The following is a 14,272-nucleotide window of genomic DNA, read 5'->3' on the forward strand; positions in this document are numbered from 1 at the left end:
TGACGGAAGGGACGGTATTGAGCAAGCCGCGGTCACCGACGACTCGCGGCAGACCGGTGGTCACACCGGACACACGCGGAAAGGAATCACGCATGTCACTGCGTCCTAAGACAGCCGCATTGGCTTTGGTCGTCGCTGTTGCCGCTGGTATCACCGTCTCAACGACGCCTGCTTCGGCCGACACAAGCCTGGGCTACGTCTCAGGAAGCGGCGACTGGACCGACGACTGGTGGGACGAGGGTCCGATCTCGGCGTCGTCGCACTCCTACAGCAACGCGGCCGCGATGTGGCAGACGATTCTCTGGGCGGACGGATACCTCTCGTACTCCGGCATCGACTGCCGATTCGGGTCCGGGACCACGTCGGCCACCAAGAGCTGGCAAAGCAATCACGGGCTCACAGCCGACGGCATCGTCGGACCCAACACCTTGAAGAAGGCCAGCACATGGCTCGATCAATCAGGTGCCAACTACATCTACCAGGGGGTCAACGGCCGATACATCACGTTCAACCGAGACGACTACAGCGGCGCCTGGTACATGTACATCGGCAGCGACATGAAGGGGCTTTTCTACAACACCGCCACCTTCAGTGTGTGCTGAGCGCGGCGCCGCGCTTGCGGAAAGTCCAGCGGGCTTACTCACGCGTTCGTGCTCGGCACGGCAACCCCCTACACCCGCTTCCTGGGCGCCGGCCGCAAGCACGCCGACGACGCTGGAGCAGGTGGCGGAGGCCCGCCCCAGGACGTCCGTTGGCGACACCCTCGCCCTTTACCCGAAGGCGCCATTGGTCCATTACGTCCTGGTTGGCGTGTCGGTGGCTGACCCTCTCTCTACGGTCCGGGCAGGTCGGTCGACGAGGGAGGGAAGAGTGGCCCGCCCGGGAGATGTGGGGTGCGAGTCGGCTACAGGCCCACGTCGCGGCTGCGGATGTCCTCCAGGGACTCCCCTCGCACCAGGAGGCGGGCAAGGCCGTCGCGTACCGGCGGCCACCGGAGGACGGCCGACCAGGTTGTACCGGAGGCCATGGACAAGCGGTGAGTGCCGGACACCGACATCCCCGGGGCGCACGTCAGCGGGGGGGCCACGTCCACTGCCAGCACGTCGCCCGCCTCTCAGCGCCGGCCGGCCACGGTGCCCGGTGCCGGGGCCGCCGTGTTGTGCCGACCCACCAGTCGTGGCGTGTACCGCACGCCGTACAGGGCCGGCGCGGGTTGTCACTCATCTCTCCGTCCACGGCCCGGCTCGTTGATCAGGCGGGGTACCGGGAGTCCTGCGGTGGCGCAGGCGCCGGCGGGTTCCGGGCGGACCTTGCGGGCCAGTGCCGTCAGGTCCAACGCCTCCTCGCCGGGAAGGTAGGCAATGCCGTGGCCGCCGCGAGGTCGAGTGCCGGCAGGACCAGGCCATGCTGCTCGTGCAGCCGGGTCATGGGCCGGCGGCGCATGACACCCATGCGACCCTCCGCTGCGACCACACGACGACAGGGTGAAGGCCGAGCGGCAGTACCAGCGCCCCGATCGATGACGCTCCATCAGGATGAGCGTCAACTGAGCGTCGAGGCGGTCAGCCTCCCTTCGTGCCGAGAGAGGCGAAGATCGCACCGCCATCCCGGCACGTTCCCTGAACGCCAGGTCAGACGGCGTTCGTCAGCAGACGACGCGCTTCACGTCGTGCGCTTCGGGAAACAGGTCGAGCACGCCCGGCCATACTGGCCGATTCACAAGAAACAACAGGTCAGACCCCCTTTGTAGTGGGCTCAAGAATGGCCACGCACTCCACGTGCGACGTCATCGGAAGCACGTCACCACGAGTGGGCCCGGCAAAGTGGCAGCTCAGTAGCGGTTTAACGGCTTTCCCGGCAGTCACCGGACGCACCGAGCGTCAAATGGGCGTCATGACGGTGAGATGATCGCGTGAGTGCTGTGAGGTGTGACGTCTGGCTGCGGCAAGCACAGGGTCGGGAAGCCCGAGGCACTCGTACCCGATTCGACACACGAGCGTCGCACCTGCGCCTTGTCAGCCCCGTTGACGGAAGGCGACGACCGGCCCGATCAGGGTGGGGCCGGCCGCCGACGGGGTACAGGCCGGTTCAGCGCTGCAGGGTGAGGACGCCCGGGCGCCACGGCAGTTGGTCGTACGGGCCGCCCGCGGTGGGGGACTTGCCCTGGTAGAGGAACTGCAGGTTGCAGGGGTCGATGGTCATGGTCTGGTCGGGGTTGTTGCGGACCAGGTCACCGTGGCTGATGTCGTTGGTCCAGGTGGCACCGCTGTTGGCCTTGCCCGCGAAGGGGTTGCTCTCGGTGGCGGCCTGCGGGGTCCACGGGCCGTTCAGGCTGGAGGCCGTGAACGAGCGGAAGTAGCGCTCCTCATTCGCACCCCGCGCCTCGACGATCATGAGGTACTGGTTCTGGCCCTGAACCTTGTAGACCTGCGGCGCCTCGAACAGGTTCTTCGTCGAGTCGCTCATGACCGTCGTGTACGACGAGCCGAAGTTGCCCGGGAAGTTCCCGATCGGCATGCTCGCCCGGTAGATCTTGCCGTTGTCACCGGCGAAGAACAGGTACATGTTCTGCCCGTCGGCGATCAGGGTCTGGTCGATCGGGCCGGTGGAGGATTCAGTTTTGGGGATGCTGCCGGTGAACAGCGGCTGCGGAGCGGACCAGCCGTTGGGGTTGGTGGGGTCGCTGGAGGTGCGGTAGATGAAGGGCCAGGCACCCCACTGGTACGCCAGCACCCAGATGTTCTTGGGCGCGAAGTAGAACAGCGTGGGCGCCACCGCGGCCTGGCTCATACCGGTCTGGCGGGCCGCCGCCATGTCCGACCAGTTCGTGAAGGGGCTGAACATCATCGAGCCGTACGACGACCCCGAGACGTTCGATGCGTAGACCAGGTGCTTGCCGTTGTGCGTCACAGTGGTGAAGTCCTTCACCGCGGTCCACCCGTTCGCCGGCTGCGCCAGCGCACCCGTCGACGTCCACCGGTACGTCGACGGAAGGGAACACGTGCCGTCCGGCGGGGTCGGGGTCCCGGACAGGCCGGACCACTTCTGGTTGCTGCCGCCGTTGCACGTCCAGATCTGCACCGCTGTGCCGTTGGCCGTACCGGCGCCCGTAGCCTCCAGGCACAGCCCGGACTCCACCCCGACGACCGTGCCGTCGGAGTTCACCCGCCACTGCTGGTTCGCCCCGCCGGAACAGGTCCAGATCTGCACCCGGGTACCGGCCGCCGTGGCATGGCCCGGAACATCCAGGCACTTGTTGCCGTACACGGTGAGCTGGTTGCTGTCCGTCAACGTCCACTGCTGGTTGGTCCCGCCCCAGCAGTCATAAATCTGCAGATAGGTGCCGTCGGTCTGGCTGGCGCCCGGCACATCGAGACACCGGCCGGAACCAACACCGCGCAAGGCACCGCTGGAAGCCGCCTGAGCCGGGGCGGCGACGAGCATCGCCGCCAACGCGGCCAGGGCCGCAGCCACGGCGGCGAGCACCACAGACGGATGTCTGCGGCTGAAACTTCCTCTGTGCATGGATTACTTCCTCAACCTTGAGTAGGCGGTTCCGGTTGGCCTCGTCAGAGGCCGGCCGGACTGTCGGTGTGGTGCCGGAGCACCACGGCAGACGGCGACGAGCGTTGGCGCGGTCATGACATACGCATGCGGTATTTGGCCCTTGCGGCTCTGACTTCAGGCGGTGCCACCCGGAACGGCCCTGCTGTGTGATGGGGCAGCCCGACACGTTCGTCATATCGAACATAGGTCGAAGTGTCGAGCAACCCGAATGATAGAGAGCCGGTGAACGGCGTCAATACCTCTCGCATATATCGCTACCAACACCGAAACCCTTCGAACCCCTACGCGCCGAACAGCGCACGTCACACCGTCAAATGACTGACTCGTACGCCACTTGACCCCGGAACGGAATGCTCGGATGGTGCTGACACACGGTCGACCGTGCCAGCTCAAAGTTCCGAAAGTTTCGTATGACGATCGGAAATTTCTCCTGCAGGAAGTATTGACGATCCATGGTCACCACCTCAATCATCCCTGTCTGAGAAACCGGCCCTAGTTCGAGATTCCGAGGCCTACCGGCCTGGGCAATCCGTGCTGCACGGCAGATCCACGAGCTGCACGACAGATCCGCGCACCACAGCACCTGCGCCACCCTGTTTCGTTCCGGTGAGGTTCGCACCAGCGCATCCCGGCTGTTCGCGCAGTTGGAGAGGTACGCGACGGCGCGTGACGGTCCCCCGGCTGAGCCGCGATGGAGTACCCCATGTCTGTGTCGCGACACCGCCGCCGCCCGCCGTACGTCACCCGACGGCGGGCCGGGTGCGGCCCGTGCCGGTTGGGATGGTCCTGGTCCCATGACCGCGGTGCCCGGTGATTCCGTGCTGCCCGGGCTCCGGCCCGCCCCGTCCGCCGGCCCACCCCGTCCGTCTGCCGAATGGGAGCGGACGACGCAATCCCCTGCACTTCAGTCCATCCATGATTTCTACCTCGGAGGCACAGTCATGGGCTCGTATGCCCTTCCCAGACCCGTTATCCGCCGGAAGATCCGCGGCCTGCTGCTGGCGCTGGTCGTCGGCGTCCTCGGTGCGGTCACCGCGCTGGTCGCGCCGCCGACCGCACACGCCGCCGAGAGCACGCTCGGCGCCGCGGCGGCGCAGAGCAGCCGCTACTTCGGCACCGCCATCGCCTCGGGCAGGCTGGGCGACTCGGCGTACACGACGATCGCGAGCCGTGAGTTCAACATGGTCACGGCCGAGAACGAGATGAAGATAGACGCCACCGAACCGCAGCGGGGCCAGTTCAACTTCACCGCCGGTGACCGCGTCTACAACTGGGCGGTGCAGAACGGCAAGCAGGTGCGCGGTCACACCCTGGCCTGGCACTCCCAGCAGCCCGGCTGGATGCAGAGCCTCAGCGGCAGCTCGCTGCGCCAGGCGATGATCGACCACATCAACGGCGTGATGGGCCACTACAAGGGCAAGATCGCCCAGTGGGACGTCGTGAACGAGGCCTTCGAGGACGGCAGTTCGGGAGCCCGGCGCGACTCCAACCTGCAGCGCACCGGCAACGACTGGATCGAGGTCGCCTTCCGGACCGCGCGCGCCGCCGACCCGGCAGCCAAGCTCTGCTACAACGACTACAACATCGAGAACTGGACCTGGGCCAAGACCCAGGCCGTGTACTCCATGGTCCGGGACTTCAAGCAGCGCGGCGTACCGATCGACTGTGTCGGCTTCCAGTCGCACTTCAACAGTGGCAGCCCCTACAACAGCAACTTCCGCACCACCCTGCAGAGCTTCGCCGCCCTCGGCGTCGACGTGGCCATCACCGAACTCGACATCCAGGGCGCCTCGTCCTCGACCTACGCCAGTGTGACCAACGACTGCCTGGCCGTCTCGCGCTGCCTCGGCATCACCGTCTGGGGAGTGCGCGACACCGACTCCTGGCGATCGGGGGACACGCCGCTCCTGTTCAACGGCGACGGCAGCAAGAAGCCCGCCTACATCGCCGTCCTCAACGCACTCAACGGCGGCTCCACGACGCCCCCTGCGGATTCCGGACAGATCAAGGGCGTCGGTTCGGGCCGTTGCCTGGACGTGCCCAGCGCCAGTACCGCCGACGGCACCCAGCTCCAGCTGTGGGACTGCAACAACGGCACCAACCAGCAGTGGACGTACACCGCCGCGGGCGAGCTCAGGGTCTACGGCAACAAGTGCCTGGACGCCGCCGGCACCGGCAACGGCACCAAAGTCCAGATCTACAGCTGCTGGGGCGGCGACAACCAGAAATGGCGCCTCAACTCCGACGGATCCATCGTCGGCGTCCAGTCCGGCCTCTGCCTCGACGCCGTCGCGGCCGGCACCGCCAACGGCACCCTGATCCAGCTCTACACCTGCTCGAACGGCAGCAACCAACGCTGGACCCGCGCCTGATGAGGCCTGTCACAGACGAAAGGGTGATCGATGACGGCCCACGGTGCGGCATCCCTCGTCCCTCCGGGAAGACATCGCTGGTGGTCCCGGGTCGCCGCCGTGGTGGCGGCCGCCCTCGCGATCGGCATGCTCGCCGTGGTGAATCCGGCGCCCGCCGAGGCGGCGACGGTGGACACCAGTGCCTGGTACGTCCTGGTCAACCGCAACAGCGGCAAGGCGCTGGACGTCTCCGGCTCGTCCACCGCCGACGGCGCGCGGGTCAGCCAGTGGACGCGCAACGACGGAGCCAACCAGCAGTGGCAGTTCGTGGACTCCGGCGACGGCTTCTACCGCCTCAAGGCCCGGCATTCGGGCAAGGTTCTCGACGTGGCCGGTGCCTCGACCGCAGACGGTGCCGCGATCCAGCAGTGGGCCGACCACAACGGGGCCAACCAGCAGTTCCGCCTGGCCGACTCCGACGCGGGCCACGTCCGGCTGATCAACCGCAACAGCGGCAAGGCGGTGGAGGTGCAGGGCGCCTCCACCGCCGACGGCGGCAACGTCGTCCAGTACACCGACTGGGGCGGCGCGAACCAGCAATGGCAGATGATCAAGCTGTCGTCCGGTGGTGGCGGCGGATGCGGCAGCGCACCGACTCTGGCGAGCGGTACACACACGATTCAGAGCGGCGGCAAGAGCCGCAGCTTCATCCTCAGGGTTCCCGACAACTACGACAACAGCCACCCCTACCGGCTGATCTTCGCGTTCCACTGGCGGGGCGGAACCGCCGGCGACGTCGCCTCGGGCGGCACGAGCGGCAACGCCTGGTCCTACTACGGCCAACAGGAGCAGTCGAACAACAGCGCGATCCTCGTCGCCCCCCAGGGCCTCGGCAACGGCTGGGCCAACTCGGGCGGTGAGGACATCACCTTCGTCGACGACATGATCCGGCGAATCGAGGGCGGCCTCTGTGTCAACCCGGCACAGCGTTTCGCCACGGGATTCAGCTGGGGCGGCGGTATGAGCTACGCACTCGCATGCAGCCGGGCGAACGTCTTCAGGGCCGTCGCGGTCATGTCCGGCGCCCAGATCAGCGGGTGCAGCGGCGGCACCCAGCCCATCGCCTACTTCGGAATCCACGGCGTCAGCGACTCCGTCCTCGACATCGCGCAAGGACGGTCCCTGCGCGACAGATTCGTCAGGAACAACGGCTGCACCCCCCAGACCCCGCGCGAGCCCGCGCCGGGCAGCCGAACGCACATCACCACCACCTACTCCGGCTGCCGTGCCGGATACCCGGTCCAATGGGCCGCGTTCGACGGAGGCCACATACCCGGTCCGGTCGACGGCTCCTCCGGCGAAAGCGGCGTTGCCACCTGGACCAAAGCAGAGATCTGGAGGTTCTTCGCACAGTTCCAGTGACACACCCGCACCGTGGAGTGGAGCCAGGATGATCCTGGCTCCACAGGCGAGCCGCCGAGGAGGCAACGAACACACATGACGAGCCATCAGAACTAGCGTCAACTGAGCGTCGAGGCGGTCGGCCTCCCTACGTACCGAGAGAAGGGACGACCGCACCGCCGTCCCGGTACGCCAACTAGAACGCCAGGTCAAACGGCGTTCGTCAGCAGACCACGCGCTTCACGTCTTGCACTTGGAAAAACAGGTCGAGGCTTCCCGGCGCGCCTTGGCGATCCAGGAGGACATGCAGGTCAGAGGCCCTTTGCAGCGGGCTCCAGAATCGCCACGCACTCCACATGATGCGTCATCGGAAACAGATCGAACGCCCGGAGCATCCGCACCCGATACCCACCGTCCCGGAAGTACCCCAGATCCCGAGCCAGCGCAGCGGGATCGCAGGCGACGTAGGCGATGCGGCGGGCGCCGAGGGAGGAGAGGTGTTCGACCGTCTTGCGGCCGGCGCCGGCGCGGGGCGGGTCGAGGACGATGAGGTCGACCTCCGTGATGCCGGTGCGCGGGAGGACCGACTCGACCTTGCCCTGTTCGATGCGGACGCGCGGGAAGTCGGCCAGGTTGTGACGGGCGTCCTCGACCGCCCGCTTGCCCGACTCGATGCCGAGGACCGCGCCCTTCTCGCCGAGGCGGTCGGCGAGGGCGCCGGCGAAGAGGCCCACGCCGCAGTAGAGGTCCAGCGCCGTCTCGCCCTTGCGGGGCAGCAGGCCCTGCATGACCGCCTTCACCAGGGTGTCGGCCGACTGCGGGTGGACCTGCCAGAAGCCGCCGCTGCCGACGCGGTAGGTGCGGCCGTCGGCGCGCTCACGGACGAACGCGCGGCCGTGGACGCGGTGGATGCCGCCGTCCTTCTCGTCGACGCGCATGACGGAGACGGGCCTGTCGAGCTCGACGAGGGGCAGCCGGGCACCGGGCCGTGGCTCCAGGATCACCATGCGGTCCTGGGATCCCGTCGCGGCGATCGCCTCGACGGACGCCATGCCGGCCCAGTCCCGGTCCTCGATGCCGAGTTCGCTGACACCGGGCGCGGCGATCATGCAGTGATCGATCGGTTCGACCTCGTGCGAGCGGTGGCGGCGCAGTCCGGCGTTGCCGTCGGCGTCCACCGCGTACTGCACCCGAGTCCGCCACTGCGGGACCTGACCCGCCGGGAGCTTGTCGCCCTCGGCCGGCATGACGGTGCCGTCCCAGCCCGCCTCCTCCGGGGTGAGGCCCGCGAGCCGTCGGAGCTGCTCGGCGATCACCTCGCCCTTCAGCCGCCGCTGGGCGCCCGGCTTGGCGTGCTGCCAGTCGCAGCCGCCGCAGCGGCCGGGGCCGGCGAAGGGGCAGGGGGCCTCGACGCGGTCCTTGGAGGCGTCCAGGATCTCGACGGCGTCCGCCCGCAGGAAGCGTGCGCCCTCCTCGCCCTCGGTCACCCGGGCCACCACCCGCTCGCCGGGCAGCGCGTGCCGGACGAACAGCACCTGGCCCTCGGAGGTACGGGCGATGCAGTGGCCGCCGTGGGCGACGGGGCCGATCTCGACCTCGTACTCCTCGCCCACCAGAGACTTGGTCGGTTCTGCCTGCATGGTGGGGTGACTCCAGATCGGGAGGGGACTGCGGGGATGGGGAGGGACTGGGCCGCGGGAAAGAGGGAGGCCGCAGACCGGTGGCGCTGACAACAGCCCACCAGTCTACGGCCTTCGCCGGACGGCTCAGTCCTCGGCGCCTCGGTCCTACGCGAGGCAGTCCTCGGCGCCTCAGCCCCGCACGCCTCAGTCCTTGACCGCCGCCTCCTTGGGCCGCTCCCCCGCCGGACCGCGCCGCACCGCACCCGGCGCGCTCCACTCCTGCCGCTTGCGGGCGCGCAGCTTGGCCGCCTCGGAGGAGGCCAGCTGGTAGGGGACGGAGGTCACCATCACGCCGGGGGTGAAGAGCAGGCGGCCCTTCAGGCGCAGGGCGCTCTGGTTGTGCAGCAGGTGCTCGTACCAGTGGCCGACCACGTACTCGGGGATGATCACGGAGACCGCGTCGCGCGGGGACTCCTTGCGCAGGCCCTTGACGTACTCGATGATCGGCCGCGTGATCTCGCGGTACGGCGAGTCGAGGACCTTCAGCGGTACGTCGATGCCGCGCCGCTCCCACTCCTCCTGCAGCACCTTGGTCTCCGCCGGGTCGACGTTGACGGTGAGCGCCTCCAGGGTGTCCGAGCGCATCAGCTTGGCGTAGGCCATGGCGCGCAGGGTGGGGCGGTGGATCTTGGAGATGAGGACGACCGAGTGGACGCGGGAGGGGCGGACGCTGTCGTCGGTCGGGCCCTCGGGGGCCGCGATCTCGTCGGCGACCCGGTCGTAGTGCTTCCGGATCGCGGTCATCGTCGCGTAGAAGATGCACATGCCGAGCAGGGCCACCCAGGCGCCGTGCGTGAACTTCGTGACGAGGACGACGACCAGCACCAGGCCGGTGAAGAAGGCGCCGAACGCGTTGATCGCGCGGGAGCGGACCATGTGTCGGCGCTTGGCCGGGTCCCGCTCCGTCGCCAGGTGGCGGTTCCAGTGCTTGACCATGCCGGTCTGGCTGAGCGTGAAGGACACGAACACGCCGACGATGTACAGCTGGATCAGGCGGGTGGAGTCGGCGCCGTAGATGACCGTCAGCAGGGCCGCCGTGCCGGCGAGCAGCACGATGCCGTTGGAGAAGGCGAGGCGGTCGCCGCGGGTGTGCAGCTGGCGCGGCAGGTAGCGGTCCTGGGCGAGGATCGAGCCGAGCAGCGGGAAGCCGTTGTACGCCGTGTTCGCGGCCAGGAACAGCACCAGGGCGGTGGCCGCGGCGAGCACGATGAACAGGAAGCTGCCCTTGCCGAACACCGCCTCGGCGACCTGGGAGATCACCGGGTTCTGGACGTAGCCGGAGCCGAGCGCGATGCCGTTGTGGATCAGGTCGGTGGCCGGGTTCTCGGCCATGCGGACCTTGGTCACCATGGCGAGGGCGATGATGCCGCAGAACATGGTCACGGCCAGCAGGCCCATGGCCGCCAGAGTGGTCGCCGCGTTCTTGGACTTGGGCTTGCGGAAGGCCGGGACGCCGTTGGAGATGGCCTCCACGCCGGTGAGCGCGGCACAGCCGGAGGAGAAGGCGCGCAGCAGCAGGAAGACCAGGGCGAAGCCCGCGAGGCCCTGGTGTTCGGCCTTGATGTGGTAGTCGGCGGTGGGCGCCTTCATAGTGTCGCCGAGGACCAGGCCCCGGAACGCGCCCCACGCGATCATGATGAAGACGCCGCCGACGAACACGTACGTCGGGATCGCGAAGAGCTTGCCCGACTCCTTCACGCCCCGCAGGTTCATCAGCGTCAGCAGGACGATCACCGCGATGGCGCAGAGCACCTTGTGCTGCACCACGAAGGGGATCGCGGAGCCGAGGTTCTCGATGCCGGAGGCGATGGAGACGGCGACGGTCAGGACGTAGTCGACGAGGAGCGCGCTCGCGACGGTGAGGCCGGCCTTGGGGCCGAGGTTGGTGGTGGCGACCTCGTAGTCGCCGCCGCCGCTCGGGTAGGCGTGGACGTTCTGCCGGTAGGAGGCGACGACCGTGAACATCAGCACGACGACCGCGACCGCGATCCAGGGGCTGAAGTGGTAGGCCGACACGCCCGCGATGGACAGGACCAGCAGGACCTCCCCCGGCGCGTAGGCGACGGAGGACAGCGGGTCGGAGGCGAAGACGGGGAGTGCGATGCGCTTCGGCAGGAGCGTTTCGCCCAGCCGGTCACTGCGCAGTGCGCGCCCGATCAGGATCCGTTTGGGCACGTCGGTCAGTTTGGACACGACAGAGGATGGTAGGCCTTCGAACTGGCAGCCGCCCACCCGGCATCCCGGTTCTGCCTCATGAGTGAAATCGCGGGCGCACGGAACTGCGGATTCCGTGGTCCGCGCGCCCTCCGTGTCTAGATGGCAGACCCCGCCAGTCATCGCACCTCGGAGGTCCCATGCCCGCGCCCGCAGAGCTGATCGGGGCCACGGTCGCCCTGGTCGGCCTCGGAATCCTGACCCTGTTCAGCGTGCGCAGCATCACTCGCCGGTCGGCGCCGTCGGGCACGCGCCGGTGAGCGGTGGCCCGTGATCGCCACCGGGCGATCACAGCAGGTGATCGCGGGAAACCCTGGCACAGGGGTGCCCGCCCCCAACCACTCGTGTGTAGCTTTGGGCGTCGGTCTGAGACCCTGATGCTGAGCAGTAACTTTTGGACACCGGAAGGACGGTCGTGCACATCGTCATCATGGGCTGCGGAAGAGTGGGTTCCGCTCTTGCCCAGACCCTGGAGCAACAGGGACACACGGTCGCCGTGATCGACCAGGACCCCACCGCCTTCCGCCGGCTGGGCCCCGGGTTCGGTGGCCGCCGGGTCACCGGGGTCGGTTTCGACCAGGACACCCTGCGCGAGGCGGGCATCGAGGAGGCCGGCGCCTTCGCCGCCGTCTCCAGCGGCGACAACTCCAACATCATCTCCGCGCGCGTGGCCCGCGAGATGTTCGGCGTGGAGAACGTGGCCGCCCGTATCTACGACCCCCGCCGTGCCGAGGTCTACCAGCGCCTGGGCATCCCCACCGTGGCCACGGTCCGCTGGACGGCCGACCAGATGCTGCGCCGCCTGCTCCCCTCGGGCGCCGAGCCGCTGTGGCGCGACCCCACCGGCGGCGTCCAGCTCGCCGAGGTGCACGCCTCACCGAAGTGGGTCGGCCACAAGATCAGCAAGCTGCAGGAGGAGACGGGCGTCCGCGTGGCGTTCCTGACCCGGCTGGGCGAGGCCATCCTGCCCACCTCGCAGACGGTGCTGCAGGAGGGCGACCTCGTTCATGTGATGATGCGGACGGACGACGTCGACAAGGTCGAGGCGGCGTTCGCCGGAGGCCCGGAAGAGGAGGGCGGTCACTGATGAGGGTCGCCATTGCCGGAGCCGGCGCCGTCGGCCGCTCGATCGCGGGCGAGCTGCTGGAGAACGGCCACGAGGTCCTGCTCATCGACAAGGCCCCGACCGCCATCTCGGTGGAGCGGGTGCCGCAGGCGGAGTGGCTGCTGGCCGACGCCTGTGAGATCACGTCCCTGGACGAGGCGGCGCTGCAGCGCTGCAACGTGGTGATCGCCGCGACCGGCGACGACAAGGTCAACCTGGTCGTCTCGCTGCTCGCGAAGACGGAGTACGGCGTTCCGCGCGTCGTCGCCCGGGTGAACAACCCCAAGAACGAGTGGCTGTTCAACGAGTCCTGGGGCGTCGACGTGGCCGTGTCCACGCCGCGTCTGATGTCCGCCCTGGTCGAGGAGGCGGTGAGCGTCGGCGACCTGGTCCGCCTGCTCCGCTTCAGCCACGGCGACGCCAACCTCGTCGAGCTGACCCTTCCGGAGGAGTCGGCCCTGGCCGGCACCCAGGTCGGCGACGTGGAGTGGCCGCAGGACACCACGCTGGTCACGATCATCCGCGGCACCCGCGTTCTGACCCCGTCCAAGGAGGACTCCCTGGAGCCGGGCGACGAACTCCTCTTCGTGGCCGCGCAGGCCCGGGAGGAGCAGCTGGAGGACCTGCTGTCGGTGCGACGCGAGAGCTGAACCCACGAGGAAGGGCGCCCTTGATGCCAAGGGCGCCCTTTTTCGTCGTACGACGACCGGCTACGCGTCCCGGCGGTGCCGTCCACCCGTGGGCTCGCCGCCCTCGGTGGCCGGCGCGGCCTTGCGTTCCTGCTCGGCCTTCTCCTCCGCCTCCATCTCCGCGAACACGTCGATCGGCGCGGGCGCCTTCGCCAGGAAGACCCAGGTGAGCCAGACCGCCAGCAGGAACGGCGGGATCTTCAGGGCGACCAGCACCCAGCCGAGCTGGGCGGTGTTGGCCCACCAGTACAGCGGGAAGAGGATCGCGCACTTGGCGAGCAGGATCAGACCCCAGGCCCAACTGGCCTTCGCGTAGGCCTTCTTGCGGCCCGGGTTACGGGTGCGCCAGGAGAGGTTCTCCTTGAAGATCGGGCCGAGGATGAGACCGATCAGGGGGACACCGGCGAGGGTCGTGATGATGTAGGCCAGCGCCATGCCCAGCGTGTAGAGCATGCCGGGGAGGTAGAAGTCCTTGGCGTTGCCCGTGAACATCGCGAACAGGACGCCGAAGGCCACACCGAAGACACCGCTGAACGCGTGCTTGACGGTGTCCTTGCGGACCAGCCGGACCACGACCAGCACCAGGGACACGGCCAGCGCGGCGATCGCCGAGATGTGCAGGTCCTTGTTGACCGTGAAGATCGCGACGAAGAGAAGGCCGGGCAGGACCGTCTCGACCATGCCTCGGACACCGCCGAACGCCTCGAACAGCGCGGCCTCGGTGACCGCGCGGGCGTCGTCCGACTGGGTCTTTTCGGTGTCTTCGGTCGGCTTGTCGAGGGACGTCACCGGCTACTCCCGTCCGAGGGGTCGCAGTTCGTATTTCGGATTGAACAGCACCCGGCGGCCCCGGCTCATGGAGATCCGGCCCGATGCGATCAGCTTGCGCCCCGGTTCTATGCCCACGATGGAGCGCCTGCCGAGCCACACCACGTCCAGCGCTGCCGAGCCGTCGAACAGCTCGGCCTCCAGGGCCGGCACTCCGGCGCGCGGGCGCAGGGTGACCGTGCGCAAGGTACCAGTTACGGTGACGATCTGCCGGTCCAGGCAGTCACCGATCCGGGTACACCCCGCGGTCTCGGCGTCTTCCCGCAGCTCCTCGGACTCCAGGTCCTCCTGCGAGGTGGAGAGCCGGTCGAGCATGCGCCGGAACCGGCCGGCCGGCTTTTCGGAACGAGGAACAGCAGTCATATCTGAAGCGTACCGGGGCCCACCGACGGCGCCGTAGCGCAGCTCACTTCTCGAACCGGTACCCCATCCCCG

Annotated in this window: 10 protein-coding genes and 1 pseudogene; 5 read left to right on the plus strand and 6 right to left on the minus strand. The window is 68.3% G+C overall.

The annotated features are described in order from the left end of the window. Window positions 1–92: 92 nt before the first annotated feature. Window positions 93–602 (plus strand): peptidoglycan-binding protein, encoded by a 510-nt coding sequence (locus CRP49_RS02430; RefSeq protein WP_179851476.1) that lies wholly within the window; start codon window positions 93–95, stop codon window positions 600–602. A 302-nt stretch (window positions 603–904) separates the two neighbouring features. On the opposite strand, the pseudogene CRP49_RS02435 reads toward CRP49_RS02430, so the two are convergent. Beyond that, window positions 905–1,428: pseudogene (locus CRP49_RS02435) on the minus strand (diaminopimelate decarboxylase); the annotation flags it as partial. Between the two features lie 660 nt (window positions 1,429–2,088). Beyond that, on the minus strand, window positions 2,089–3,525 hold the full coding sequence (locus tag CRP49_RS02440) for a non-reducing end alpha-L-arabinofuranosidase family hydrolase (RefSeq protein WP_097251958.1): 1,437 nt from the start codon (window positions 3,523–3,525) through the stop codon (window positions 2,089–2,091). A gap of 983 nt (window positions 3,526–4,508) precedes the next feature. On the opposite strand from CRP49_RS02440, the gene CRP49_RS02450 reads away from it, so the two are divergent. Continuing rightward, complete coding sequence (locus CRP49_RS02450) at window positions 4,509–5,939, plus strand: endo-1,4-beta-xylanase (protein WP_097251959.1); 1,431 nt, start codon at window positions 4,509–4,511, stop codon at window positions 5,937–5,939. A gap of 99 nt (window positions 5,940–6,038) precedes the next feature. Then, the gene (locus CRP49_RS02455) at window positions 6,039–7,340 is read left to right on the plus strand and encodes an RICIN domain-containing protein (RefSeq protein ID WP_097251960.1); all 1,302 of its coding nucleotides are present in this window, start codon (window positions 6,039–6,041) and stop codon (window positions 7,338–7,340) included. Between the two features lie 290 nt (window positions 7,341–7,630). Here CRP49_RS02455 and CRP49_RS02460 read toward each other — a convergent pair whose 3' ends face one another. Beyond that, on the minus strand, window positions 7,631–8,959 hold the full coding sequence (locus CRP49_RS02460; protein WP_097251961.1) for a class I SAM-dependent RNA methyltransferase: 1,329 nt from the start codon (window positions 8,957–8,959) through the stop codon (window positions 7,631–7,633). Window positions 8,960–9,145: 186 nt separating this feature from the next. Then, entirely contained in the window at window positions 9,146–11,194 is a 2,049-nt protein-coding gene (locus tag CRP49_RS02465) for an APC family permease (RefSeq protein ID WP_097251962.1), read from the minus strand. Window positions 11,195–11,630: 436 nt separating this feature from the next. Between CRP49_RS02465 and CRP49_RS02470 the strand changes: the two genes are divergently transcribed. Both CRP49_RS02470 and CRP49_RS02475 read left to right on the plus strand, forming a co-directional pair. Continuing rightward, entirely contained in the window at window positions 11,631–12,302 is a 672-nt protein-coding gene (locus CRP49_RS02470) for a TrkA family potassium uptake protein (RefSeq protein WP_014675526.1), read from the plus strand. After that, window positions 12,302–12,970, plus strand: a complete 669-nt coding sequence (locus tag CRP49_RS02475) for a TrkA family potassium uptake protein (RefSeq protein WP_097251963.1) — start codon at window positions 12,302–12,304, stop codon at window positions 12,968–12,970. The genes CRP49_RS02470 and CRP49_RS02475 overlap by 1 nt, the downstream gene beginning before the upstream one ends. A gap of 60 nt (window positions 12,971–13,030) precedes the next feature. On the opposite strand, the gene CRP49_RS02480 is transcribed toward CRP49_RS02475, so the two are convergent. Continuing rightward, window positions 13,031–13,798: a DUF3159 domain-containing protein gene (locus CRP49_RS02480; RefSeq protein WP_097251964.1), complete on the minus strand. Its 768-nt coding sequence runs from the start codon at window positions 13,796–13,798 to the stop codon at window positions 13,031–13,033. A 3-nt stretch (window positions 13,799–13,801) separates the two neighbouring features. Then, window positions 13,802–14,200, minus strand: a complete 399-nt coding sequence (locus CRP49_RS02485; RefSeq protein ID WP_094216389.1) for an OB-fold nucleic acid binding domain-containing protein — start codon at window positions 14,198–14,200, stop codon at window positions 13,802–13,804. Window positions 14,201–14,272 lie beyond the last annotated feature (72 nt).

Source organism: Streptomyces sp. Ag109_G2-15 (assembly GCF_900215565.1).
GTDB lineage: Bacteria > Actinomycetota > Actinomycetes > Streptomycetales > Streptomycetaceae > Streptomyces > Streptomyces diastatochromogenes.